The organism is Roseateles noduli (genome assembly GCF_050626985.1).
GTDB classification, from domain to species: domain Bacteria; phylum Pseudomonadota; class Gammaproteobacteria; order Burkholderiales; family Burkholderiaceae_C; genus Roseateles; species Roseateles noduli_A.
The window spans coordinates 3,605,099-3,629,877 of record NZ_CP192463.1; the positions used below are offsets into that span (position 1 = coordinate 3,605,099).

At 68.6% G+C, this 24,779-nt stretch carries 23 protein-coding genes; 15 read left to right on the plus strand and 8 right to left on the minus strand.

All coding sequences use genetic code 11. The features are described 5' to 3' along the window. Positions 1 to 125: 125 nt before the first annotated feature. From ACQ4L4_RS15690 to ACQ4L4_RS15700, 3 genes are all read right to left on the minus strand, one after another. Positions 126 to 800, minus strand: coding sequence for a DUF502 domain-containing protein (locus ACQ4L4_RS15690; protein ID WP_431099862.1), 675 nt, complete (start codon positions 798 to 800; stop codon positions 126 to 128). Between the two features lie 21 nt (positions 801 to 821). Then, positions 822 to 1,169: an FmdB family zinc ribbon protein gene (locus ACQ4L4_RS15695; RefSeq protein WP_431099864.1), complete on the minus strand. Its 348-nt coding sequence runs from the start codon at positions 1,167 to 1,169 to the stop codon at positions 822 to 824. 136 nt (positions 1,170 to 1,305) lie between these two features. Then, entirely contained in the window at positions 1,306 to 2,751 is a 1,446-nt protein-coding gene (locus ACQ4L4_RS15700; protein WP_431099866.1) for a sodium:solute symporter family protein, read from the minus strand. 182 nt (positions 2,752 to 2,933) lie between these two features. On the opposite strand from ACQ4L4_RS15700, the gene ACQ4L4_RS15705 reads away from it, so the two are divergent. The 3 genes from ACQ4L4_RS15705 to ACQ4L4_RS15715 all read left to right on the plus strand — a co-directional run bounded on the left by ACQ4L4_RS15705 (position 2,934) and on the right by ACQ4L4_RS15715 (position 3,862). Next, positions 2,934 to 3,134: a hypothetical protein gene (locus ACQ4L4_RS15705; protein WP_431099867.1), complete on the plus strand. Its 201-nt coding sequence runs from the start codon at positions 2,934 to 2,936 to the stop codon at positions 3,132 to 3,134. Between the two features lie 67 nt (positions 3,135 to 3,201). Beyond that, the gene (locus ACQ4L4_RS15710; protein WP_431099868.1) at positions 3,202 to 3,402 is read left to right on the plus strand and encodes a hypothetical protein; all 201 of its coding nucleotides are present in this window, start codon (positions 3,202 to 3,204) and stop codon (positions 3,400 to 3,402) included. 181 nt (positions 3,403 to 3,583) lie between these two features. Next, positions 3,584 to 3,862 (plus strand): sigma factor-like helix-turn-helix DNA-binding protein, encoded by a 279-nt coding sequence (locus tag ACQ4L4_RS15715; protein ID WP_377160948.1) that lies wholly within the window; start codon positions 3,584 to 3,586, stop codon positions 3,860 to 3,862. A 143-nt stretch (positions 3,863 to 4,005) separates the two neighbouring features. On the opposite strand, the gene ubiB is transcribed toward ACQ4L4_RS15715, so the two are convergent. Both ubiB and ACQ4L4_RS15725 read right to left on the minus strand, forming a co-directional pair. Continuing rightward, positions 4,006 to 5,559 carry a ubiquinone biosynthesis regulatory protein kinase UbiB gene (gene ubiB, locus ACQ4L4_RS15720; RefSeq protein ID WP_431099869.1) on the minus strand — a complete coding sequence of 518 codons (1,554 nt, stop codon included), beginning with the start codon at positions 5,557 to 5,559 and terminating at the stop codon, positions 4,006 to 4,008. Between the two features lie 22 nt (positions 5,560 to 5,581). Next, positions 5,582 to 6,115 carry a hypothetical protein gene (locus ACQ4L4_RS15725; RefSeq protein ID WP_431099870.1) on the minus strand — a complete coding sequence of 178 codons (534 nt, stop codon included), beginning with the start codon at positions 6,113 to 6,115 and terminating at the stop codon, positions 5,582 to 5,584. A gap of 137 nt (positions 6,116 to 6,252) precedes the next feature. Between ACQ4L4_RS15725 and ACQ4L4_RS15730 the strand changes: the two genes are divergently transcribed. The 11 genes from ACQ4L4_RS15730 to ACQ4L4_RS15780 all read left to right on the plus strand — a co-directional run bounded on the left by ACQ4L4_RS15730 (position 6,253) and on the right by ACQ4L4_RS15780 (position 19,138). Continuing rightward, complete coding sequence (locus ACQ4L4_RS15730) at positions 6,253 to 7,647, plus strand: undecaprenyl-phosphate glucose phosphotransferase (protein ID WP_431099871.1); 1,395 nt, start codon at positions 6,253 to 6,255, stop codon at positions 7,645 to 7,647. 41 nt (positions 7,648 to 7,688) lie between these two features. Beyond that, on the plus strand, positions 7,689 to 8,861 hold the full coding sequence (locus ACQ4L4_RS15735; RefSeq protein ID WP_431099872.1) for a hypothetical protein: 1,173 nt from the start codon (positions 7,689 to 7,691) through the stop codon (positions 8,859 to 8,861). A gap of 16 nt (positions 8,862 to 8,877) precedes the next feature. Beyond that, positions 8,878 to 9,900: a UDP-glucose 4-epimerase GalE gene (gene galE, locus ACQ4L4_RS15740; protein ID WP_431099873.1), complete on the plus strand. Its 1,023-nt coding sequence runs from the start codon at positions 8,878 to 8,880 to the stop codon at positions 9,898 to 9,900. A 128-nt stretch (positions 9,901 to 10,028) separates the two neighbouring features. Further along, positions 10,029 to 11,438 (plus strand): mannose-1-phosphate guanylyltransferase/mannose-6-phosphate isomerase, encoded by a 1,410-nt coding sequence (locus ACQ4L4_RS15745; protein ID WP_431104946.1) that lies wholly within the window; start codon positions 10,029 to 10,031, stop codon positions 11,436 to 11,438. Positions 11,439 to 11,544: 106 nt separating this feature from the next. Continuing rightward, on the plus strand, positions 11,545 to 12,825 hold the full coding sequence (locus ACQ4L4_RS15750) for a nucleotide sugar dehydrogenase (protein ID WP_431099874.1): 1,281 nt from the start codon (positions 11,545 to 11,547) through the stop codon (positions 12,823 to 12,825). Positions 12,826 to 12,910: 85 nt separating this feature from the next. Next, on the plus strand, positions 12,911 to 13,975 hold the full coding sequence (gene rfbB / locus ACQ4L4_RS15755) for a dTDP-glucose 4,6-dehydratase (protein WP_431099875.1): 1,065 nt from the start codon (positions 12,911 to 12,913) through the stop codon (positions 13,973 to 13,975). An 87-nt stretch (positions 13,976 to 14,062) separates the two neighbouring features. Beyond that, on the plus strand, positions 14,063 to 14,944 hold the full coding sequence (gene rfbD / locus ACQ4L4_RS15760) for a dTDP-4-dehydrorhamnose reductase (protein WP_431099876.1): 882 nt from the start codon (positions 14,063 to 14,065) through the stop codon (positions 14,942 to 14,944). Positions 14,945 to 14,958: 14 nt separating this feature from the next. Continuing rightward, entirely contained in the window at positions 14,959 to 15,849 is an 891-nt protein-coding gene (rfbA, locus tag ACQ4L4_RS15765) for a glucose-1-phosphate thymidylyltransferase RfbA (protein WP_431099877.1), read from the plus strand. Next, complete coding sequence (gene rfbC / locus ACQ4L4_RS15770) at positions 15,849 to 16,400, plus strand: dTDP-4-dehydrorhamnose 3,5-epimerase (RefSeq protein ID WP_431099878.1); 552 nt, start codon at positions 15,849 to 15,851, stop codon at positions 16,398 to 16,400. Before rfbA ends, rfbC begins: the two co-directional genes overlap by 1 nt. A 7-nt stretch (positions 16,401 to 16,407) precedes the next feature. Further along, complete coding sequence (gene wecB, locus ACQ4L4_RS15775; protein WP_431099879.1) at positions 16,408 to 17,661, plus strand: non-hydrolyzing UDP-N-acetylglucosamine 2-epimerase; 1,254 nt, start codon at positions 16,408 to 16,410, stop codon at positions 17,659 to 17,661. A 154-nt stretch (positions 17,662 to 17,815) separates the two neighbouring features. Next, positions 17,816 to 19,138 (plus strand): acyltransferase family protein, encoded by a 1,323-nt coding sequence (locus tag ACQ4L4_RS15780; RefSeq protein WP_431099880.1) that lies wholly within the window; start codon positions 17,816 to 17,818, stop codon positions 19,136 to 19,138. 40 nt (positions 19,139 to 19,178) lie between these two features. On the opposite strand, the gene kdsA is transcribed toward ACQ4L4_RS15780, so the two are convergent. Further along, positions 19,179 to 20,018, minus strand: a complete 840-nt coding sequence (kdsA, locus tag ACQ4L4_RS15785) for a 3-deoxy-8-phosphooctulonate synthase (RefSeq protein WP_431099881.1) — start codon at positions 20,016 to 20,018, stop codon at positions 19,179 to 19,181. A gap of 584 nt (positions 20,019 to 20,602) precedes the next feature. On the opposite strand from kdsA, the gene ACQ4L4_RS15790 reads away from it, so the two are divergent. After that, positions 20,603 to 22,207, plus strand: coding sequence for an Atrophin-1 multi-domain protein (locus tag ACQ4L4_RS15790; RefSeq protein ID WP_431099883.1), 1,605 nt, complete (start codon positions 20,603 to 20,605; stop codon positions 22,205 to 22,207). 91 nt (positions 22,208 to 22,298) lie between these two features. Here the strand turns inward: ACQ4L4_RS15790 and ACQ4L4_RS15795 are convergent, their stop codons facing one another. Both ACQ4L4_RS15795 and ACQ4L4_RS15800 read right to left on the minus strand, forming a co-directional pair. Beyond that, complete coding sequence (locus tag ACQ4L4_RS15795; RefSeq protein ID WP_377160918.1) at positions 22,299 to 23,639, minus strand: UDP-glucose dehydrogenase family protein; 1,341 nt, start codon at positions 23,637 to 23,639, stop codon at positions 22,299 to 22,301. Between the two features lie 46 nt (positions 23,640 to 23,685). Further along, on the minus strand, positions 23,686 to 24,693 hold the full coding sequence (locus tag ACQ4L4_RS15800; RefSeq protein WP_431099884.1) for an NAD-dependent epimerase: 1,008 nt from the start codon (positions 24,691 to 24,693) through the stop codon (positions 23,686 to 23,688). Positions 24,694 to 24,779 lie beyond the last annotated feature (86 nt).

Below are 24,779 nucleotides of genomic sequence, written 5' to 3' on the forward strand. Positions count from 1 at the left end.
GCGGCGCGTCTTCGATGCGTTGTCGGCGCGGGGCTCGACGACGGGCGCGGCCAGCGATTCAAAAGGGCGCTGGCGGGGTCCTGCGGACCCTCAGGACTGAGCGCTTGCCGGGGCGCTCAGCCCGGTCAATTTCGGGTAGCTTCGCTCGGCGGGACGATCGCGGGATCCCCTTGAGGAGCGACGACGCCCATCGAGATGATGTATTTGAGCGCTTCGTCCACGCTCATCGCCAAAGGCCGCAACTGCGCCCGGGGCATCATCAGGAAGAAGCCCGAGGTGGGGTTGGGCGTCGTGGGCACGTACAGCGCCACGTGCTCGTCGGCCTCGGCGCCGCTGAGCGTGCCCAGCTGCTGGGCGACCTCGCCGCGCGGCGTGCCGGTGACGAAGGCGATGGTCCAGGAGCCCTGGTGCGGATACGGCACCAGCACCGCCTCGCGGAAGGCGTTGCCGCTGGACGAGAACAGCGTGTCCGAGACCTGCTTGACCGAGCTGTAGATGCTCTTGACGATGGGGATCTTGTAGAGCAGCCGGTCCCACTGGCGCAGCCACCACTGGCCGAAGATGTTCGCGACGAACATGCCGGTCAGCATCAGCAGCGCGACCATGACGACCACCCCCAGGCCGGGGATGTCGTGCAGCCGCTTGAGAGACTCCTGGGCGGCCAGCGGCAGCACCGCGCCGACGGCCGACAGCAGCCACATGAAGACGCCGTCGATCATGCCGAGCACCCAGAGGAGCACCCAGACGGTGATCGCGAGCGGGAGCCAGACCAGCAGGCCGGTGATGATGTACTTGCGCATGCCTGGGTCCGGGCCTCGATCTCAGTGGCAGGCGCAGGAGCCGCCGCAGGCCGTGCCCGACGACGACGACGTCGACGTCGCGCCGGAGGACGACTCGGACGCGGCGGCGGAAGCACCGCCCGACGTCGCGCCGCCCTCGGCACCGGCGGCCGGCGCGGCGGCGGACGTCGCCGCGGCCGCGGTCGAGCCGCCCCGGAAGTCGGTCGCGTACCAGCCGGATCCCTTCAACTGGAAACCGGCGGCGGTCACCTGCTTCGAAAAGCTCTCCGCGCCACAGGCGGGGCAGACGGTCAGCGGGGCGTCGGACAGCTTCTGCAGCACGTCTTTGGCGTGGCCGCAGGCGCCGCAGCGGTAAGCGTAGATCGGCATGTTGTGGGGACTACCGGGTCAAAAACCCGAAATTATATAGAGGGCGCCGCCGACGCCCGACTCATGCCGGACTCATGCTGCCCTCTGGCTGCCCTCTTGCCGGGCTCGCGCCGTGCGCGCCGGGCCCTCTCCGGGCTCAGGCCCCGCCGGCCAGGCGGTGGTGCGATCCGTGGGAATCCCGGATCGCCTGCGGCCCCAGCGACCCGACCAGCATGCCGACGATGCCCGCCAGCAGGCCCGCCAGCTGCGCCGGGAACTGCTCGCCCGCGGGCGTCACGAGGAACAGCAGCCAGGTGACCACGCCGAGGGCGATCGCGAAGATCGCGCCCTGCGTCGTGGCGCGCTTCCAGTACAGGCCGAAGACCAGCGGGACGAAGGCGCCGACCAGGGTGACCTGGTAGGCGCTGGAGACCATCTCGTAGATCGAGGTGCCCTGCAGTGCGATCGCGTAGCCGCAGACGCAGACCGAGAACAGCAGCACCGCGATGCGCATGGTGCGCAGTTCCTGCTTGTCCGAGACGCGCGGGAAGAACTGGCGCCAGATGTTCTCGACGAAGGTCACCGACGGCGCCAGCAGCGTGGCCGAGGCGGTCGACTTCAGCGCCGACAGCAGCGCGCCGAAGAAGATCACCTGCATGATGAAGGGCATGCGGTCCATCACCAGGCGCGGGATGACCTGCTGCGGGTCCTCGGCGATCAGCTGCTTGGCGGCCTCCGGCATGATGATCAGCGCGCTGACGACGATGAACATCGGCACGAAGGCGAACAGGATGTAGCAGATGCCGCCGATGACCGGACCGCGCGTCGCCGCCTTGATGTCCTTGGCCGACATCACGCGCTGGAACACGTCCTGCTGCGGGATCGAGCCCAGCATCATCGTCACGGCCGCGCCGAGGAAGAACACGATGTCGTGGAAGCTCGGCTCGGGCAGGAAGCGGAACATGTCCTGGCTGCTGGCCAGGGTGATGACCTTGTCGGCGCCCCCGGCCATGTCGGCGGCGAACCAGGCAATGATGGACAGGCCGACCACCAGGATGATCATCTGGATGAAGTCGGTCACGGCCACCGACCACATGCCGCCGAACAGCGTGTAGGCCAGGATGGACGCCGTGCCGATCATCATGCCCACGGGGATGCTGATCGCACCGCCCGACAGCAGCTTGAACACCAGCCCCAGCGCCGTCACCTGCGCCGCCACCCAGCCGAGGTAGGACAGGATGATGATGAAGCTGCAGACCACCTCGACCACGCGGCCGTAGCGCTCGCGGTAGTAGTCGCTGATCGTCAGCAGCGTCATCTTGTAGAGCTTGGCCGCGAAGAACAGGCCCACCAGGATCAGGCACGACCCGGCGCCGAACGGGTCCTCCACGACGCCGTTCAGTCCCGTCTGCACGAACTTGGCCGGGATGCCCAGCACGGTCTCGGAGCCGAACCACGTCGCGAACGTCGTCGTGATGATCATCACCAAGGGCAGGTGTCGCCCGGCAATGGCGAAGTCCGCCGTGTTCTTCACCCGCTTGGCGGCCCACAGGCCGATCGCGATGGTGACAAGCAGGTAGAGGATGACCAGGGTCAGGAGCATGGCAGCGGGCCTTGGGAATGCGGGGATGCAAACGCGTGGGGGGTCCACACACAAAAAAGCGCGCGGATTATCCCCGGAACCTCACATCGGGGAGGCCAGGGTCCTCCCGCCCCGCGAACTCCGCTTTCCGTCGCCCCTACTGATCGTTTCAGCGCCGAGCGCGCCTTTGAAAGGATCAACACATGTTTGGAATGGGCTTCGACCCCTCATCGCAGATGTTCTCGAACCAACTGACCCAGGACCAGAGCGAGGACATTGGCCAGGCAGGCCAGCAACTCGCTCGAGACAAGCAGTTGGCCGTCTTCAGCCAACGAATCACGGACACGAAGATCGAAATGACGAACGGACAGTTGGGTTCGGTCGACAAGGTCAGCTTCCGCTAATTCTCCCGCCTCCGCGAGCGCCAGACGCGCTCGCTCTTCACCCTCAAACTAAAGAAAGGACTCTTCCATGTCTGGAGAAGTCACTCAGCTGAAAACGCAACTCGCCTACCAAACGGGCGTCAACGACGGCATGCGACAAGGTGGCATGACAGGCCAGCGCGGCTTCTTCGGTCGCGGCATGGACTTCGCGTCCAGCTTCTGCGACTCGATCATGGGCAACTGCGCCGCCGGCATGTCGAAGTGCTTCCGTCGCTTCGGCTTCTGGTAACGGCCTGATCGTCGATCTTCCCGCTGGGCGGCGCCGCGCGGCGCCGCCCGCTCCCGCGGCGCACGGCGCCGCTTTTCATCCGCCAACGCCATGATCGATCTTGCTCCCGCAGCCGAACAGGCCCCCGTCCCGGCGCACGTCCTGGAGAAGCGCGCCTGCATCGCCGCCTTCATGGACAGCCATGGATTCGGAATCGGCGCACCGGCCGCGCGAGTCGTCGATGGATGTCAGCCAGCAGGTCGCCTACCGGCAACTGGCCGGCATCGTCGACGTGACCCTGTCCGGACTGTCGCCCGACCTGCGAGGCACCTTCGACCTGGCCTGCCTGCAGGAAGAGTCCTACCGCGACGTCGCCGAGATCCAGGCGATCCCGATCGGCACGGTGCGCTCGCGCGTGAACCGCGTGCGGACGCTGCTGCGCTCGCGCCTGAAGCAGGGCTTCGCCGACTACGCCACCTGACGCGCGACCTGACGCACGACCTGACTCGAAAGCCGGCTTTCCCTTCCGCTTCCCCAGAAAGCCCCCAAGAGGGGTCCCTTCCCCCATCCGTCCACCGCCCCCACGAGGGGCGGTTTGCGCGGCCACGGCGCGGCGAAAGATCCTCAGGCCATCCAGCGCATCGCCAGCTGGGTGAGCACGAGCGCCAGCGTGAAGCCGCCCACGCCCCACAGCAGTGCCTGCAACAGGTGATTGGTGCGGCGCTGCTCCACCAGCAGCTGACGCGTCAGGTCGGCATGGCCGTCCCCGGCGCGCTGGCGCAGCACCTCGTGCATCAGCCGGGGGAACTCCGGCACCATCTGCGCAAAGCGCGGCGCCTCCTTCTTCAACTGGCGCAGGAAGGCGCGCCAGCCGATCTGCTCATCCATCCAGCGCTCGAGGAAGGGCTTGGCCGTCGCCCAGAGGTCCAGTTCGGGATCGAGCTGCCTGCCCAATCCTTCAATGTTGAGCAGCGTTTTTTGCAGCAAAACCAGCTGAGGCTGAATCTCCACGTTAAATCTGCGGGAGATCTGAAACAGGCGCATCAACACCTGGCCCAGCGAGATGTCCTTGAGCGGCTTGTCGAAATGCGGCTCGCAGACGGTGCGCACCGCGCCCTCGAGCTCATCGACGCGGGTCTCGGGCGGCACCCAGCCGGACTCGATGTGCAGCTCGGCAACGCGCTTGTAATCACGGCGGAAGAAGGCGATGAAGTTCTGCGCCAGGTAATCCTTGTCGACCTCGTTCAGCGTGCCGATGATCCCGAAATCCAGCGCGATGTAACGGCCGAAGGTGTGCGGCTCCAGGCTGACCTGGATGTTCCCGGGGTGCATGTCGGCATGGAAGAAGCCGTCGCGGAACACCTGCGTGAAGAAGATCGTCACCCCGTCGCGGGCCAGCTTCCTGATGTCCACGCCCGCCTCGCGCAGCCGCTCCAGCTGCGAGATCGGCACGCCGCGCATGCGCTCCATCACGATGACCTCGCTGCGGCAGAGCTCCCAGATCATCTCCGGCACCATCACCAGCTGCAGGTCCTGCATGTTGCGGCGAAGCTGCGCCGCATTGGCGGCCTCGCGCACCAGATCCAGCTCGTCGTGCAGGTAGGTGTTGAACTCGGCGACGACCTCGCGCGGCTTCAGCCGCCGGCCGTCGGCGGAGAAGCGCTCCACCCAGCCCGCCAGCGTGCGCATCAGCGCCAGGTCGTCCTCGATGATGTCGAGCATGCCCGGCCGCAGCACCTTGACGGCGACTTCACGCCCGTCGTGCAGCGTCGCGAAGTGCACCTGCGCGATCGAGGCGCTGGCCACCGGTTCGGCGTCGAAGGTGGCGAACAGCTCCTCGATGCGGCGGCCGAAGGCGCGTTCGATCAGCTCGCGCGACAGCTCGGCGGGGAACGGCGGCACGTTGTCCTGGAGCCGGGACAGTTCCTCGATCATGTCCGGCGGCACCAGGTCGCGCCGCGTGGACAGCAACTGGCCGAACTTGACGAAGATCGGCCCCAGCCGCTCCAGCGCCAGCCGCAGGCGCATGCCGCGGGGCTGGTCCCAGGCGCGGCCGACCGTGATCAGCCGGCGCAGGAAGCGGAACCGGCGGCGCTTGAGCGTGGACAGCGCCAGCTCGTCCAGCCCGTGTCGATAGAGGGTCCAGACGATGACCAGCAGGCGGGACAGATACCTCATGCCCGGATCCCGGTCCGGGCGCTCATGTCCGGCCCTGGCCGTCGGGCATGAAGCGGCCCGCCTGCCGGGCCAGCGTCGCCATCGCCCCGGCGGCCGCCCGGCCGACACGGCCGAGCTGGTGCGCCACGGCCGGACCGGTGATGGCCGCGAGGTCGTCCTCGATGTCCCAGCGCACGTGGTCGATCAGCCAGTTGAAGTCGCCGGCCAGTTGCGCGTCGCCCTGCACCCGCACTTCCGGACGCGCGCCCGAGAGCGCCGCGAAGGCCGCGGCGGCGGGGTTGGACGCGTCCAGCTCGATGAGCAGGTCCGGTTCTTGCCTAGGGGCATCCTCGTCGCCCATCCGTTCCAAAAGACCGGCCGGGGTGATGCGCAAGCGCAGATCCGGCGCGGCCGGCAGCATCGCCGGCCAGCCGGCCAGACGCAGTCGCAGGGTCTTGCCCGTGTGCGGGGCCAGGCGCGCGGTGGCGACGGGCTCGCGGGACATGACATGGTTGAGCAACAGCGTGATGCGATCCTGGACCGCGGGGGCGAAGAGCTTGGACCATTCTTGAAGCATGGGGCGGATTGTAGGCAGGGCGCGAGAGTGGCCCGGCCGCGGCGGAACCGGTGACAAGCTAGGGGGTCCGGTTACGAGTCCGCGCAACTTATTGAGCGAGAATTTCCGGCTCTTGGCCGGGGAAGGACCACTGGGTGATGTTTGAGGACCGAAATTACAAAAGAACCTTCTACAGCGCGCCGCAGTCGGTCCAATCCTTCATCGCGGCCTTCCTGGAACCGACACTGATCGTCCTGGTCTACCTGATGCTGCTGGCCTGGTTCGGCGAGCCGGTGATGCGTTCCACGTACACGCTGTGCATGCTGGTGTTCGCACTGACCTTCCCGGGACGCAACCGCTTCGCCGACCATCCCGCCAGTGCCGTCACCGACATCGTCGGTTCGTGGCTGATGCTGCTGCTGATCCTGGGCATGTTCGCCTACGCGACCAGCAGCTTCCATTACTTCGAGCGGCCGGTGCTGCTGTGGTGGGCGCTGCTGACGCCGCTGGCGCAGATCATCGCGGTCGAGATCGGCCGGCGCGTGCTGCGCTGGCGTTCGCGCCAGCCGTGGATCCGGCGCACCGCGGTGATCATCGGCGCGGGGCCGCTGGGGGCGAAGGTCGCGCGGGCGCTGCAGTTCGGCCCCGTCGGCGGCGCGGACTGCCTGGGCTTCTTCGAGGACCGGACCGACGACCGGCTGCATCCCGACTGCCTGGGCCGCGTGCTGGGCACGCTGCCGCAGCTCAGCGACTACGTCCGCGCGCACGGCGTGCGTGAGGTCTACATCACGCTGCCGCTGGGCTCGCAGCCGCGCATCCTGCGTCTGCTGGAGCAGTTGCAGGGCACGACCGCGTCGCTGTTCTTCGTGCCCGACGTCTTCGGCATCAGCATCATCCAGGGCCGCCTGCAGGACGTGAACGGCGTGCCCGTGGTCGGCATCCTGGAAACGCCGTTCACCGGCGTGAACGAGGTGGTCAAGCGGATCAGCGACATCGTGCTGGCGTCGCTGATCCTGGTGCTGATCTCGCCGATCCTGGTGATGCTGGCCATCGGGGTGAAGATGAGCTCGCCGGGGCCGGTGATCTTCCGCCAGCGCCGCAACGGCCTGGACGGTGAAGAGATCATGGTCTACAAGTTCCGCTCGATGCGCTCGATGGACAACGGCGCGGTCGTCAAGCAGGCGACCAAGGGCGACCCGCGCATCACGCCGTTCGGCGCCTTCATCCGCAAGACCTCGCTGGACGAGCTGCCGCAGTTCATCAACGTGCTGCAGGGGCGCATGAGCATCGTCGGGCCGCGCCCGCACGCGGTCGCGCACAACGAGGAATACCGCCAGATCATCAAGGCCTACATGGTCCGCCACAAGGTCAAGCCGGGCATCACCGGCTGGGCGCAGGTCAACGGCCTGCGCGGCGAGACGGACACCGTGGACAAGATGAAGGCGCGCGTCGAATACGATCTCGAGTACCTGCGCAACTGGTCGCTGGGACTGGATCTGCAGATCATCGTCCGGACGGTCCGGCTGATGCTGTTCGATCGCCATGCCTATTGATGACGACAGCAGATGACGACCACAAGAAGGGGACCCCACCGATGAAGCGACTCCACCGCCTGGCCCTGCCGGCCGCCCTCCTGGCCGCCGCCTCGGGGACCGTCCGGGCGCAGAGCGATGCCGGCAGCCCCTGGTACCTCGGGGCCTCGCTGGGTCATTACTACACGGACAACGTGTTCCGCTCGAATGCCGCCTCCAACAGCGACCAGCTGACCTCGCTGAGCCTGCTGGCCGGCGCCGACACGCGGCTGGGTCGTCAACGCGTCCATGCCGACGCGCGCTTCAACGACACGCGCTACCAGGACAACAGCAGCCTGAACAACCGCGGCTACAACATCGACACCGGCCTCGACTGGGAGACCGCCGGCAACCTGTCGGGCACGCTGGACTACACCACCGCGCGCACGCTGGCCGACTTCAACAGCAACACCGGCATCGCCCCGACCACCGAGCGCAACCTGCAGACCGACCGCAGCCTGGGCGGCAGCATCCGGCTGGGCCTGCCCAACCTCTCGCCCTTCACGCTGGAAGGCACGTTCTCGCGCCGGGAGCGCGACTACTCGCTGGCGCTCTGGGACAGCCAGGAATACCGCCAGAACATGTCGTCGCTGGGGGTGCTCTACAACGCCAGCAGCGCCTGGCGCTTCGGCGTGGCGGGCCGCTACACCAAGGGCCGCGTGCCGTCCAACGGCTTCGAGTGGGACCGCAAGGACATCGACCTCACGGCGCGGTGGCGCGCCACGGGCTCCAGCAGCCTGGACGCGCGGATCAGCCGCAGCACCTCGGACTCCTTCACCGGCGTCACCGGCTCGCTGAGCTGGAACCTGTCCCCCGGCGGCCGCTGGTCGCTCAACACCAAGCTGTCGCGCGACACCGGCGTCGAGGCCTACTACCTCGGCATCAACAACGGCCTGGCGGACTTCAACCGCGTGCAGACGGCGCTGCAGTCGCAGCTCAGCTACCGGCTGAGCGGCAAGGTCACCGCGACGGCCGGCCTGGGCATCACGAAGCTGAGCCGCAACGGCGACATCGCCCTGCCCGGCGCCGGCGCCAAGGACGACTCCAAGCAGTACAGCCTGGGCCTGAACTGGGAAGCGCTGCGCAACGTGACCGTGGGCTGCTCGTACACGCGATTCGATCGCGACACGTCCAACGTGCTGTACTCCTACAACGCCTACACCGCCGGCTGCTACGTGCAAGGCATGATCCGCTGAGACCCGGGAGCTCCACATGGCCAACGACACCATCCTGCTGACCGGCGCGACCGGCTACATCGCCTCCCACACCTGGCTCGCGCTGCAGGCCGCCGGGTACCGCGTGGTCGGCGTGGACAACTTCAGCAACAGCTCGCCCAAGGTGCTGGAGCGCCTGGCCGAACTCAGCGGCCAGACGCCGCTGTTCGAGAAGCTCGACGTCTGCGACGGCGCGGCGCTGGACGCCGTCTTCAGCGAGTACCAGCCCGCGGCCGTGGTGCACTTCGCCGCGTACAAGGCGGTCGGCGAGTCCACGACCAAGCCGCTGAGCTACTACCGCAACAACATCGACGGCCTGCTGACCGTCTGCGAGACGATGCGCCGCCACGAGTGCAAGCGCATCGTCTTCTCGTCCAGCGCGACCGTCTACGGTCAGCCCAGGACCCTGCCGCTGCGCGAGGACGCGGAGCTGATGGCCGTCAACCCGTACGGCGCGACCAAGCTGATCGGCGAAGGCATCCTGCGCGACCTGGGCGCGTCGGATCCGCGGTGGCAGACCGCCTGCCTGCGCTACTTCAACCCGGTCGGCGCGCACGAGAGCGGCCGCATCGGCGAGGACCCGCGCGGCATCCCCAACAACCTGATGCCCTACGTGACGCAGGTGGCCGTGGGCCGGCGCGCGAAGCTGTCGGTCTTCGGCGACGACTACGACACCCCCGACGGCACCGGCGTGCGCGACTACATCCACGTCGTCGACCTGGCCGAAGGACACGTCGCGGCGCTGAACTTCCTGCTGCGCGGCGACGAATCGATCTGGGTCAACCTCGGGACCGGCCGCGGCTACAGCGTGCTGGAACTGGTCCAGGCCTTCGCAGCCGCCAGCGGCCGCGAGGTCCCGTACGAGATCGTCGCCCGCCGCCCCGGCGACGTCGCCGCCTGCTACGCCGATCCGGCGCTGGCGCGGGACAAGCTCGGCTGGACCGCCCGGTTCGACCTGCAGCGCATGTGCGAGGACAGCTGGCGCTGGCAGTCGGCCAATCCGAACGGCTTCGAAGGCTGATCGGCCGTCGGCGACACTACCGCCCTTTTCCAGAATCCGCAGAACCACACGCGCCCTCGTTCGACGGACGGGCGCGCCCAGACAGAGGGAGCAGTACCTTGAGCAAAATCGACACGCAACCAGTGATCATGGCCGGCGGCAGCGGCACACGGCTGTGGCCGCTCTCGCGTGCCGGCTACCCGAAGCAGTTCCTCGTGCTGAGCGGCAACAACAGCCTGTTCCAGCAGGCCGCGGAGCGGCTGGCCGCGCTGTCCGCCGAGGACATCGCGGTGAAGGCCCCGATCGTCGTCGGCAACGAGGAGCACCGCTTCATGGTGCTGGACCAGTTGCGTGAGCAGCAGCTCGTGCCCGGCGCCGTCGTGCTGGAGCCGGTCGGCCGCAACACCGCGCCGGCCATCACGCTGGCGGCGCTGCAGGCGATCGAAGGCGGCGAGGACCCGGTGCTCGTCGTCACCCCCGCGGACCAGACCGTCACCGACAGCCCGGCCTTCACCGCCGCCTTGCAGGACGCGGTGCGTCAGGCCAGGGACGGTGCCATCGTGATCCTGGGCATCACGCCCGACCGGCCGGAAACCGGCTACGGCTACATCCGAGCCGGTGCCGAGGGCGCCGGCCTGCGCGTCGAGGCCTTCGTCGAGAAGCCCGACGCGGCGACCGCGCAGAAGTACCTCGACCAGGGCGGCTACTACTGGAACAGCGGCATGTTCGTGCTGCGCGCCAGCGTCTGGCTGCAGGCGCTGCAGCAGTTCCGCCCCGACATCGACCAGGCCACGCGCGTCGCCTTCGCCGCCAAGGCGGTGGACGGCGCCTTCGTGCGGCCGGCCAAGGACGCTTTCGCGGCCGTGCCGTCGGAATCGATCGACTACGCCGTGATGGAGCGCTGCCCCGGCAGCGCGATCGCGCTGCGCATGGTGCCGCTGGACGCCGGATGGAACGACCTGGGCGCCTGGGAAGCGGTCTGGCAGGTGGCGGACAAGGATGAGTCCGGCAACGCGAGCCGCGGCGACGCGATCATCGCGGACAGCCGCAACACGCTGGTGCACGCCACCAGCCGACTGGTGTCCGCGGTGGGGCTGGACAACATCGTCGTCGTCGAGACGCCGGACGCGGTGCTGGTCGCCGACCGCAGCAAGAGCCAGGACGTCAAGAAGATCGTCAACCAGCTGACCGCCACGCAGCGCGGCGAGCAGAACCTGCACCGCAAGGTGCACCGCCCCTGGGGCTGGTACGACAGCATCGACATGGGCGAGCGCTTCCAGGTCAAGCGCATCATGGTCAAGCCCGGCGCGTCGCTGAGCCTGCAGATGCACCACCACCGCGCGGAGCACTGGATCGTCGTGCAAGGCACGGCCGAGATCGTCAACGGCGACAAGACCCTGCTGCTGACCGAGAACCAGTCCACCTACATCCCGCTGGGCCAGGTGCACCGGCTGTCCAACCCCGGCAAGCTGCCGCTGGAGATCATCGAGGTCCAGTCCGGCTCCTACCTGGGCGAGGACGACATCGTGCGCTACCAGGACACCTACGGCCGGAACTGAGCCCCTCCCGCCCGGACCCTCACCCGGGGGGACGGTCCGGGCGGCGACGCGAAAGACGGACGAAAGTCGGATACAAAGCCGACCTCGGAAAGAACAGGAGAAGGCCGTGTCCGTGATCGCCGTCGTCGGGTTGGGATATGTGGGACTGCCGCTGGTGGTCGAATTCGGCAAGCACGGCCGGACGATCGGGTTCGACATCGCGGTGGACAAGGTCGCCAAGTGCCGCGCCGGCACCGACCCCTCGCGTGAACTGACGGACGAGGAAGTCCGGGCCGCCGTCCACGCCGAGTACCACAGCGATCCGGCCTGCCTGGCCGAGGCCGACGTCATCATCGTGGCCGTGCCGACGCCGGTCGACCAGGCCCACATCCCCGACTTCAAGCCGCTGATCGGCTCGTCCACCAGCGTCGGGCGCCACATGAAGCGCGGCGCCGTCGTCGTCTACGAATCGACCGTCTACCCCGGGGCGACCGAGGAGGTCTGCATCCCGGTGCTGGAACGCGAATCCGGCCTGAAGTGGAAGCAGGACTTCTTCGTCGGCTACAGCCCGGAGCGCATCAACCCCGGCGACAAGGCCCACACGCTGACGAAGATCCTCAAGATCGTCTCCGGCGACACGCCGCAGACGCTGGACATCGTCGCGAAGACCTACGAGAAGATCATCGTGCCCGGCGTGCACCGCGCGTCGAGCATCAAGACGGCGGAGGCCGCCAAGGTCATCGAGAACACGCAGCGCGACCTGAACATCGCGCTGATGAACGAGCTGGCCATCATCTTCGAGCGCATCGGCCTGGACACCTCCGAGGTGCTGGAAGCGGCCGGCACCAAGTGGAACTTCCTGAAGTTCAAGCCGGGCCTGGTCGGCGGCCACTGCATCGGGGTGGATCCGTACTACCTGACCCACAAGGCCGACATGCTGGGCTACCACCCGCAGGTCATCCTGGCGGGCCGGCGCATCAACGACGGCATGGGCAAGTTCATCGCGGAGCAGACCATCAAGCAGATGATCGCCGCGGGCTCGCACGTCAAGGGCGCCAAGGTCAACGTGCTGGGCCTGACCTTCAAGGAGGACTGCGGCGACCTGCGCAACTCCAAGGTCATCGACATCATCCATGAGCTGCGCAGCTACGGCGTCGAGGTCTTCGTGACCGACCCCGCCGCCGAGGCCGACGAGGCGATGCACGAATACGGCGTGCAGCTGCACGCCTACGAGGACCTGCCGCGCGCCGATGCGATCGTCGCCGCGGTGGCCCACCGCGAGTACAAGGCGCTGGACGCCGCCGACCTCGCCGGCAAGCTGGTCGAGGGCGGCGCCTTCATCGACGTGAAGGCCGCCTTTAACAGCGACAATCTGCGCGCGGCCGGCCTGCGGGTCTGGCGACTGTGACGCCGGACGGCGCCGGGTCGCCGTCGCCGCGCCCGCCTTCATCACCGACGATCCGCGTGGATCACAGACATTTCAGGGAAGTTCCATGACGATCCTCGTCACCGGCGGCGCCGGCTTCATCGGCAGCAATTTCGTGCTCGACTGGTTCAAGACGTCGGACGAGCCGGTGGTCAACCTCGACGCCCTCACCTACGCGGGCAACCTCGAGAACCTGGCCTCGCTGAAGGACGACGCGCGACACGTCTTCGTCCAGGGCGACATCTGCGACCGCGCGCTCGTCGACCAGCTGCTCGCCACGCACCAGCCGCGCGCGATCGTGCACTTCGCCGCCGAGTCGCACGTCGACCGCTCCATCCACGGTCCCGGCGCCTTCATGCGCACCAACGTCGAGGGCACGTTCACGCTGCTCGAGGCGGCGCGCGCGTTCTGGTCGGCGCTCGAGGGCGAGGCCAAGGCGGCCTTCCGCTTCCACCACGTCTCGACCGACGAGGTCTACGGCTCGCTGAAGGCCGAGGATCCGCCCTTCGCCGAAACGAACGCGTACGAGCCCAACAGCCCGTACTCGGCCTCCAAGGCGGCCAGCGACCATCTGGTCCGCGCCTGGCACCACACCTACGGCCTGCCGGTGGTCACGACCAACTGCAGCAACAACTACGGCCCGTACCACTTCCCCGAGAAGCTGATCCCGCTGATGATCGTCAACGCGCTGGCCGGCAAGCCGCTGCCCGTGTACGGCGACGGCCAGCAGATCCGCGACTGGCTCTACGTCACCGACCACTGCTCGGGCATCCGCGCGGTGCTGGCCGGCGGCACGCTGGGCGAGACCTACAACATCGGCGGCTGGAACGAGCAGGCCAACATCGACATCGTGAAGACGGTGTGCGCGCTGCTCGACGAGCTTCGCCCCGATCCGGCCGGTCCGTACGCCCGCCTGATCACCTACGTCAAGGACCGCCCCGGCCACGACCGCCGCTACGCGATCGACGCCCGCAAGATCGAGCGCGACCTGGGCTGGCGCCCGGCCGAGACCTTCGAGACCGGCATCCGCAAGACGGTGCAGTGGTACCTCGCGAATGAGGAATGGTCCTCGCGCGTGCTCTCGGGCGCGTACCGCGAGTGGGTGTCCAAGCAGTACGGGAGCACCCCATGAACGCGCGAGTCGAGCGCCGGGCCGCCCCAAGCCGACTCGCATCCCCTCGGGGGATCGCGGGCCGTACCCGGCACGCGAGGGGCTGACATGAAAGTCCTGCTGCTCGGAAAGAACGGCCAGCTGGGTTGGGAGCTGCAGCGCGCGCTGGCCCCGCTCGGTGAGCTGATCGCGCTGGACCGCAGCGAAGGCGGCGACCTCGGCGACAGCGACACGCTGCGCGCCACGGTGCGCCGCGTCGCGCCGGACGTCATCGTCAATGCCGCGGCCTACACGGCCGTCGACAAGGCCGAAAGCGAGCCCGACGCCGCCCGCCAGATCAATGCGCTCGCCACCGGCGTGCTGGCCGAGGAAGCCAAGGCCCTCGGCGCGCTGCTGGTGCATTACTCGACCGACTACGTCTTCGACGGCGTCGGCGACGACTGGCGCTTCGAGGACGCGCCCACCGGTCCGCTGAGCGTCTACGGCAAGACCAAGCTCGAGGGCGAGCAGTTGATCGTCGCGGCCGGCGCGGACGCGCTGGTGCTGCGCACCAGCTGGGTCTACGCGGCGCGCGGCGGCAACTTTGCCAGGACGATGCTGCGGCTGGCCGCCGAGCGCGAGCAGTTGAAGGTCGTCGCCGACCAGATCGGCGCGCCCACCGGCGCGGACCTGCTCGCCGACATCACCGCGCACCTGATCCGCGCGACGCTGCAGGACCGCGCCCTGTGCGGCACCTACCACGCGGTCGCCAGCGGCGAGACCAGCTGGCACCAGTACGCCAGACACGTGCTGACCCGCGCGCGGGACAAGGGCGTGACGCTGAAGGTCCAGCCCGAGCAAGTCGAGGCGCTGCCCAGCAGCGCCTACCCGACGCCGGCGCCGCGCCCGCTGAACTCGCGCCTGGACAACCACAAGCTGCAGGACCGTTTCGGCCTGGTGCTGCCGCACTGGCAGACCGGCGTGGACCGGCTGCTCGACGAGATCCTGTGAGAGGAGACAGCACGATGGGCAACGACACCCGCAAGGGCATCATCCTGGCCGGCGGCTCCGGCACCCGGCTGCATCCGGCGACGCTGGCGATCAGCAAGCAGCTGCTGCCGGTCTACGACAAGCCGATGGTCTACTACCCGCTCAGCACGCTGATGCTGGCGGGCATGCGCGACATCCTGCTGATCAGCACGCCGCAGGACCTGCCGCGCTTCGAAGCCCTGCTGGGCGACGGCGCGCGCTGGGGCATCAACCTGCAGTACTGCGTGCAACCCAGCCCGGACGGCCTGGCGCAGGCCTTCATCCTGGGCAAGGACTTCATCGGCGGCGCCCCGAGCGCGCTGGTGCTTGGCGACAACATCTTCTACGGTCACGACTTCGCCGGCCTGCTGGGCAACGCCGACGTGCAGACCGACGGCGCCACCGTCTTCGCGTACCACGTGCACGATCCCGAGCGCTACGGCGTGGTCGAGTTCGACGCGGACAAGCGCGCCGTCAGCATCGAGGAAAAGCCCAAGGCGCCCAAGAGCAACTACGCGGTCACGGGCCTGTACTTCTACGACCGCCAGGTCTGCGACATCGCCGCCGACATCCAGCCCAGCCCGCGCGGCGAGCTCGAGATCACCGACGTCAATGCGCGCTACCTCGCGCAGCAGCAACTGCGCGTCGAGATCATGGGCCGCGGTTACGCATGGCTGGACACCGGCACGCACGACAGCCTGATGGAAGCCGGCCAGTTCATCGCGACGCTGGAGAAGCGCCAGGGCCTGAAGGTCGCCTGCCCGGAGGAGATCGCCTTCCGCAAGGGCTGGATCACGGCCGAGCAGCTTGAGAAGCTGGCGCAGCCGATGCTCAAGAACGGTTACGGGCAATACCTGAAGCAGGTGCTCAACGAGAAGGTGTTCTGATGAATGTGATTCCGACCGCGCTGCCCGAGGTGCTGATCATCGAGCCGAAGGTCTTCGGCGATGCGCGCGGCTTCTTCATGGAAAGCTGGACCGAGCCGAAGTTCAACGCCGCCGCCGGCGATGACGTGCGCTTCGTGCAGGACAACCATTCGCGCTCCAGCCAGGGCGTGCTGCGCGGCCTGCACTTCCAGCTGCCGCCGCATGCGCAGGGCAAGCTGGTGCGTTGCACGGCGGGCGCGGTGTTCGACGTCGCCGTCGACATGCGCCGCTCCAGCGCCAACTTCGGCAAGTGGGTCGGTGTCGAACTGACCGGCGAGAACCACCGCCAGCTGTGGATCCCGCCGGGCTTCGCGCACGGCTTCCTGGTGCTGAGCGAGACGGCCGACTTCCTCTACAAGACCACCGACCTCTATGCGCCGCAGGCCGAGGGCTCGGTGCGCTGGGACGATCCGACGATCGGCATCGACTGGCCGAAGCTGCCCGTCGAATTCAAGCTCGCCGAGAAGGACGCCAAGGCGCCGTTGCTCGCCGACGCGAAGTTCTTCGAGTAGTTCGCTGATGGCCGCGCCGCTGCTGCACTTGATCGCGGGCGCGCGGCCCAACTTCATGAAGCTCGCGCCGCTGGTGCGGGCGCTGCGCGCCGATGGGCGGCTCGCGTGGCGGCTGATCCACACCGGGCAGCACCACGACGCCGCGATGAGCGGCGTGTTCTTCGACGAGCTCGGCCTGCCGCCGCCCGACGTTTCGCTGGACTGCCATGGCGGCGGTCATGCGCAGCTGACCGCGCGGATCATGCAGGCCTACGAGCCGCACGTGATCGCGGACCGTCCCGCGGCCTGCGTCGTCGTCGGCGACGTCGATTCCACGCTGGCCTGCGCGCTGACGGCGCGCAAGCTCGGCGTGCCGGTGGCGCACGTCGAGGCCGGCCTGCGCAGCGGCGACATGACCATGCCCGAAGAGATCAACCGCCGCGCGACCGATGCGATCGCGGACTGGCTCTTCACGACCGAACCCAGCGCGGCCGCGCACCTGCGCCGCGAAGGACATCCGGATGCACGCATCGTCGAGGTCGGCCACGTCATGGTCGACAACCTGCTCTTCCAGCTGCAACGGCTCGATGCCGGTGACGCCGACGCTCAGGCCGCCGAAGCGGCGGCGCAGGCGGCGCTCGCCGACGCTGGCGCCAGCGGTACGACCCTGGGCCGATTCGGTGTCGTCACGCTCCACCGGCCGGCCAATGTGGACGATCCGGCTCAACTCGCCGCGCTGATGCAGGCGCTCGGCACGCTGGCGGCGCGGCTGCCGCTGCTGTTCCCGGTGCATCCGCGCACGCGCGCACGCCTGGAGGCAATCGGCCTCACGTCCGCGCCGGGGCTGCACCTGCTGCCTCCCCTGCCCTACCGCCCGTTCCTGGCCTTGTGGCGCCGCGCGGCGCTGGTCCTCACCGACAGCGGCGGACTCCAGGAAGAGACCACCGCGTTGGGCATCCCCTGCCTCACGCTGCGCGACAACACCGAGCGGCCGGTCACGGTGGACCTCGGCACCAACCAGATCGCCGGCACTGATCCGGCGCGGATCCTGGCTTTGGCGCTGCAACGGCTCGATGACATCGACGGCCGCTGGCCCTCACCCCTGCCCTCTCCCGCAAGCGGGAGAGGGAGTGGCAGGAGCAGTGCGGAACTCCCTCCCCCGCTTGCGGGAGAGGGTGGGGGTGAGGGCCAGCCCCACATTGAAGTACGCCGCCCGCCACTGTGGGACGGCCACACCGCCGCGCGCATCGTCTCCCGGCTTGCCGAGGACCTGCTCCGCTGAGCCTCCCCCTCGTTCCGGGGGGGTCTGAAAGAACTGCTTACAGGTAGGTGCACGTGAGAGGTGCGCCCCTCGTACAGTCATGCGCTCAAGCGCACGGAGAGGTGCACTGAGAGGCGCAAGAAGCGCCCGGCTGGTGCAGAGGAGGAGGTAAGCCATGCACATTCCCATCGCCCCGCCCGGGGAGGTGACCGGTTCCCCCATTGGCGGACCGTCCGCCACCGCGACAACCGCGGCCGCCGGCTCGGCCGGCATCGACTTCGACAGGATCCGCGCCACCCTGATGGTGCTGGGCATCGCCTTGCATGCCGCGGACGTCTTCGTCAGCGCCGGCAACTGGCTGGTCGCCGACACCCACCGCGGCGTCGCCTTCGACGCCCTGGTCGCGCTGATCCACGGCTTCCGGGTGCCCGGCTTCTTCCTGCTGTCGGGACTGCTCTTCGCCGGCAGCCTGACGCGCCATGCCGCGCCGGACCTGGCGCTGCGCCAGACGGTCCGCCTGGGCGTACCGCTGCTGACCTGCTGGGCCCTGCTCAACGCCGCGCAGACCGCCCTGCTGGCCTGGCACAGCGGCGGCGATCCCTGGGCCGCGCTGGCGTCGTTCTCGACGCCGATGTCCCACCTCTGGTTCGTTCGCGACCTGCTGGTGATGAACCTGCTGGTACTGGCGTGCGTGGCGATCCGCGGCGTGATGCCGACACGGGCTGCGCAAGCGGTCGCGCGGGGGATCGATGCGCGATGGATGGCTCCGATTGCCTGGATCGCACGCATCGCCCGGAAGCCGGCGCAGCGACTGACCGGATTCAGCGACGCTGCGGCGACCCCGACCCATTGGCTGACCGTCGCACTGGTCGGCGCCCTGCTGAGCCACGCCCTGCTCATCGTCGTCCGGCTGAGCGGCCTGGCCTATGCGCCAGGCCCAGGCGGCCTGACGCTGTTCAACCTGGCTTTCTACGCACCGATGTTCCTGGCCGGACTGACGATGCGACAGCATCCGACATGGCTGGACGCCTGGCTGCGCACGCCGTGGTGGCTGCTGCCGGTGGCGGCTTTCGCCGCCAACTGGGGCGACGGCGCCAGCGGCACCTTGCCACACGCGCTGGCGCGCGAGGCGGCGCTGGCGGTGGAACTGCTCGGGATGTGGCTGGCCACCGGCGCGGCCATCGGCCTGCTCGCCCGGTGGCGGGGCCGCCCGCACGGCGGCGTGGGCGAGCGTCTGAGCCGCGCGCTCGCCGACGCGAGCTACACGATCTTCCTGGTCCACCACCTGATGGTGGTGGCGCTCGCGCTGCTGCTGCTGCCGCTGGACTGGCCCGCGGCGCTGAAGTTCGCGCTCATCGCCTGCGGCACGCTGGCGCTGAGCCTGGCCTTCCACCGCTGGGTGGTGCGGCCTTTCGCCGTGACCCGGCTGCTATTCAACGGCCGCCTGCCGGCAGCCACGCAGGAACGGCCCGTCACCCCCACGCCAGGACGGGCCTGACGGGCGGCCTGCGCCTCGGCGCCCTGCGCCGCGGCACGCCTCACTGGGTGTCGAGCGCCGGGAAGCCCTTGACCAGGTCGTCGACGGCCTTGACCTGTTCCAGGAAGGGCCTGAGCTGCGACAGGCGCAGGGCGCTGGGGCCGTCGCAGAGCGCCTTTTCCGGATCCGGATGCGCTTCCAGGAACAGCCCCGCCAGGCCGATCGCCATGCCGGCGCGGGCCAGTTCCGTCACCTGGCCGCGGCGGCCGCCCGACGCGGCGGCCCCGGACTCGCGCTGCTGCAGCGCATGGGTCACGTCGAAGATCACCGGCTTGTCGCCGCTGACCTGCTTCATCACGCCGAAACCCAGCATGTCGACGACCAGGTTGTCGTAGCCGAACTGCGCGCCACGGTCGCACAGCATCACGTTCGGGTTGCCGCCCTCCTGGAACTTCTCGACGATGTTCTTCATCTGCGGCGGGCTGACGAACTGCGGCTTCTTGATGTTGATGACCCGGCCGGTCTTGGCCAGCGCGATCACCAGGTCGGTCTGGCGCGCCAGGAAGGCCGGCAGCTGGAGCACCTCGCAGACGGCGGCCACCTCGGCGGCCTGGTGGGGCTCATGCACGTCCGTCAGCACGGCCACGCCGTGGGCCTTCTTGACCGCCTCGAAGATCCGCAGGCCGGCTTCCAGGCCGGGACCGCGATAGCTCTTGATCGAGGAGCGGTTGGCCTTGTCGAACGAGGCCTTAAACACGTAGGGGATGCCCAGTTCCTTCGTCACGCGGACGTACTCGCCGCAGACGTCGACGGCGAACTGCTCCGACTCCAGCACGTTGACCCCGCCGAACAGCACGAACGGCCTGGCGTTGTCGACCACGATGTCATTGATCTTGACCATCTCGATTCCCTCAGACGAAGGCGGCAGTATCCCACGCGCCCCCAGCCCACCCGCCCCGTGTCCACCCCCCTCGATCGGCGGGCGCGCCGACCCGCGCCGGCGTGATGACAGCGTTTCGCCGACACGTCCCGGCGGTTTTTTCCGACCCGATTCCGTGCGTTTTGCGGGTTTCAATTTCGAATATCGAACGGAATATCCCGCTCGACCTCAGAGTATGTAACGGACCGCAATAACTCCGTGATCCGAGACATTCGTGGGGTTGTCAATCCTCGACCCGAATGTTTCAAACGGTACGTCGCGAGAGGCGCCGAATATTCCACGGAATCACACCACGCGACCCGACGAACGGGTGGAGAACCCCTGCGTCATCTCCCCATACTGACTCATGGCTGCAACACCTCCCGGGCAGGGAGGCAATCAGCAGCCAGGTATCCAGGTCGCCAACATCCAGTAACAAGAATCCCGCCCGATGAATGACGTGTCATTCGCGGCGCGCAAGAAGAAGAGATCGAGGCCTATTAATCGTCAACGCGCTCAGGCGCATCAGCAGTAATTCAATCACCATGACGAATATCTCTTCTTCCTTGCGAGTTTCCACCGGCCTGAGCGCCTGCGCCCTGGCGGCCGGCCTGCTGCTGACCGGTTGCGGCGGCGGCGGCAGCGGCGCCCCGGTCGCCGTCCAATCGATGGAAACGCCGCCCATCGTGGCCTCGGCGCCCGCCGTCACGGCCGGCACGCCGGCCAGCCCCGCGGCCAGCGAGGCCGTCGCCGGCGTGTCCGTGGTGCTGGCCACGACCGCCCGCCCCGCCGCGGCGGCGGCCTGCACGGCCGGCAACTTCGGCAGCTTCGCGCGTCCGTTCAGCCCGGACTCGCCATGGAACAGCCGCCCCGTCTCCCCCGTGCTGGGCACGGCAACGATTCCCACCGCGCTTTACACCCCGACCGTCGCCGCCGGCGCCTGGTCGAGCGCCGCCTTCCAAGCCTCCGCCAGCGACGCGCCGATGGTCGTCACCGGCGCCACCACGCAAGGCGTCTGGGACCCGGACAGCGAGGTCTATCGCCCCAGCGTCACCATCGCCCACTGGCCGGCCGCGACCACGCCGGCCACCGGCACCGACGGCCACGCCGAAATCGTCGACCCGAGCACCGGCATCGTCCATTCGTTCTGGGGCCTCAAGCAGGTCAACGGCGCCTGGGTCGCGAAGCAGTACGCCTGGACCCCGCTGGCCGGTCGCGGCATGGGCGATCCCTCGCACTACTACCAGGGCGCGCGCGCGGCCGGCGTGTCGACGCTCGGCGGCCTGATCCGCACCGCCGAAGCCGTCGACGGCGACACGATGTACCGCCACGCGCTGGCCATGTCGCTGGACGCCACCGGCCTGAGCGCCGCGCCCACCTACCGCTTCCCGGCCACGTCCGCCGACAGCAATGCCGCGACGACCAACAGCGGCCAGATCCCGATGGGCACGCTGATGATGCTGCCGGCCAGCTTCAACGCGCAGGCCCTGGCGACGCCCGAGCTGCGCAAGGTGGCCGAGACGCTGAAGGCCTACGGCGCCTACGTGGTGGACCGCAACACCGGCACGCCCTTCGTCATCTACGTCGAGATCGGTGCCGACCTCAAGCTGCATCGCAACGGCTGGAGCAACGCCACCGCGAACGACCTGGAGCTGATGCGCGCGGCGATGCGCCCGGTGGAAAGCGCCTCGGCCTGGAAGGACGGCAACGGCAACACCAGCTCGACGGTGACCAGCACCGCGCTGAACCTGCTGTCGATGCGCGGCGGCTGGTGGCGCACCAAGGGCACGGTCAGCGGCGAGTTCGACACCTGGCGCCAGGCGCTGGTGTTCCCCGCGACGATCACGCAGATCGAGCAGGCCAACGCCACCGGCCGGGCGATGAACCCGGTCACCTGGGCCGTCCCCGCCACCGGCGAGACCTTCCGCCTGGACGTCGACGCGACCGGCGGGGCCTCGTTCCGCATGACCATCGCGGACAAGGTCAGCGGCGCCGTCGTCTACGACAGCGGCTACCTGACCGACGGGCAGTCGACCACGCTGGTCTGGCCCAACGTGGCCAGCTTCAAGGTCACCACCTGGGCCCGCAGCGGCGTGGACAACGTCGAATCGACGCTGCGTCCGACGCTGGTCAAGACCGGCGGACCTGCCGGCAGCGTCTGCGCCGGTTGACCGGACGGGCCGCGGCGGGCTGATGCAGCCTGCCGCGGCGCTTGATCAGGCGGTCGGCAGCACGACGGTGAGCGGGCTTCGGCGGGCCTGATCAGACGGGCTTGGGCCCGGTGCCGCGGCCGATCGCATGGTGCTCGATGCCGAGCATCGCCATCGTCGCCGGCTCGTACAGGTTGCGGCCGTCGAAGACCACCGGCTGCTTCAGCGCGGTCTTGATGCGGTCGAAGTCCGGCGTGCGGAACTCCTTCCACTCGGTGATCACGATCAGCGCGTCGGAGTCGCTCAACGCGTGCTCGGCACGCTCGCAGAAGCTGACGCCGGGCACCTGGCTCAGCAGCTTGGCCGCCTCGCCCATCGCGACGGGGTCGTAGGCCGCGACCGCCGCGCCGCGCCGCGCCAGCTCCTCCACCACCACCAGCGACGGCGCCTCGCGCATGTCGTCGGTGTTGGGCTTGAAGGCCAGGCCCCACAGCGCGAAGCGCCGGCCGCTCAGGTCCGGGCCGAAGCGCTCCACCACCTTGTCCACGAGCACCAGCTTCTGGCGGTCGTTGGCTTCCTCGACGGCGTTCAGCACCTTCAGGTCCTGGCCGTGTTCGCGTCCGGTGCGCACCAGCGCCTTCACGTCCTTCGGGAAACACGAGCCGCCGTAGCCGGCGCCCGCGTACAGGAACTGGTAGCCGATGCGCGGATCGGAGCCGATGCCGCGGCGCACCAGCTCGATGTCGGCGCCGACCTTCTCGGCCAGCAGCGCCAGCTCGTTCATGAAGCTGATGCGCGTGGCCAGCATCGCGTTGGCGGCGTACTTGGTGAACTCGGCGCTCCTGACGTCCATCACCATCAGCCGGTCGTGGCTGCGGGTGAACGGCGCGTACAGCGCGCGCATCATCAGCGTGGCCTGCTCGTCGTCGGAGCCGACGACGATGCGGTCCGGCTTCATGAAGTCTTCCAGCGCCGCGCCTTCCTTCAGGAACTCCGGGTTGGAGACCACCGAGAAGTTCACGTCGACGCCGCGCCTGGCCAGGGCCTCGGCGACGGCGGCGCGGACCTTGTCCGCGGTGCCGACCGGCACGGTGCTCTTGTCGACGATGACCTTGTAGTCGGTCATGCGCTCGCCGATCGAGCGCGCGGCGGCCAGCACGTACTGCAGGTCGGCCGAGCCGTCCTCGCCCGGGGGCGTGCCCACGGCGATGAACAGCAGCGTGCCGTGCGCGACGGCGGCGTCCACGTCGGTGGTGAACTGCAGCCGGCCCGCGGCGCGGTTGCGCGCCACGACCGCGTCCAGACCCGGCTCGTGGATGGGGATGCCCCCGTCGTTGAGGACCTGGATCTTGTCGGGGTTCACGTCGAGGCACACCACGTGGTTGCCCATTTCGGCCAGGCACGCGCCGGTCACGAGACCCACGTAGCCGGTGCCGATGGTCGTCACTTTCATTCGTTCTCTCCAGCTGGAAGCAGTGGCAGTCGGTGGTGGCGGCCGGTCAGACCTGGTAGTAGTCGCGGTACCACGCGACGAAGCGGCGGATGCCCTCGGGCACCGGCATCGCGGGACGGAAGCCCGTCCACGCGGCCAGTTCCTCGACGTCCGCATGCGTGGCCGGCACGTCGCCGTCCTGCAGCGGCAGGAACTCCTTGACCGCCTCGCGGCCCACGGCCTGCTCGATCGCGCCGATGAAGTCCATCAGCGGGATCGGCGCATGGTTGCCGATGTTGAAGACGCGGTACGGTGCGTTGGAGCGCGCCGGGTCCGCCTGCACCGGGTCGTAGCCGGGATCGGCCGTGGCGGTGCGGTCGAGCACGCGCACCACGCCTTCGGCGATGTCGTCGATGTAGGTGAAGTCGCGGATCATCTTCCCGTGGTTGAAGACCTTGATCGGCTCGCCCGCGAGGATCGCCTTCGTGAACAGGAACAGCGCCATGTCCGGCCGGCCCCAGGGCCCGTACACGGTGAAGAAGCGCAGCCCCGTCGTCGGCAGGTTGAACAGGTGGCTGTAGGTGTGGGCCATCAGCTCGTTGGCCTTCTTGGTCGCGGCGTACAGGCTGACCGGGTGGTCCACGCCGTGGTGCTCGCTGAAGGGCATGTGCGTGTTGCCGCCGTAGACGCTGGAGCTGGACGCGTAGGCCAGATGCTTCACGCCCGAATGGCGGCAACCCTCGAGGATGTTGGTGAAGCCGACGATGTTGGACTCGATGTAGGCATGCGGGTTCACCAGCGAGTAGCGCACGCCGGCCTGCGCGGCCAGGTGCACGACGCGGTCGAAGCCGTGCTTGGCGAACAGCTCGGCGATGCCCGTGCGGTCGGCGACATCCATCTGCACGAACTCGAAGCCCGGCTTCCCGCTCAGCCGCGCCAGGCGGGCGTGCTTGAGCGTCGGGTCGTAGTAGTCGTTGAGGTTGTCCAGGCCGACCACCTGGTCTCCGCGGGCCAGCAGGATCTGGCTCACGTGCATGCCGATGAAGCCGGCGGCGCCGGTGACGAGAACTTTCAAACCTGCTCCCCGGGGATGAGACGTAACGCGAAGGCGCCGATTCTCACCCAGCCGGATGACGCCGCCGCGTCCCCGGCCCCGCTCAG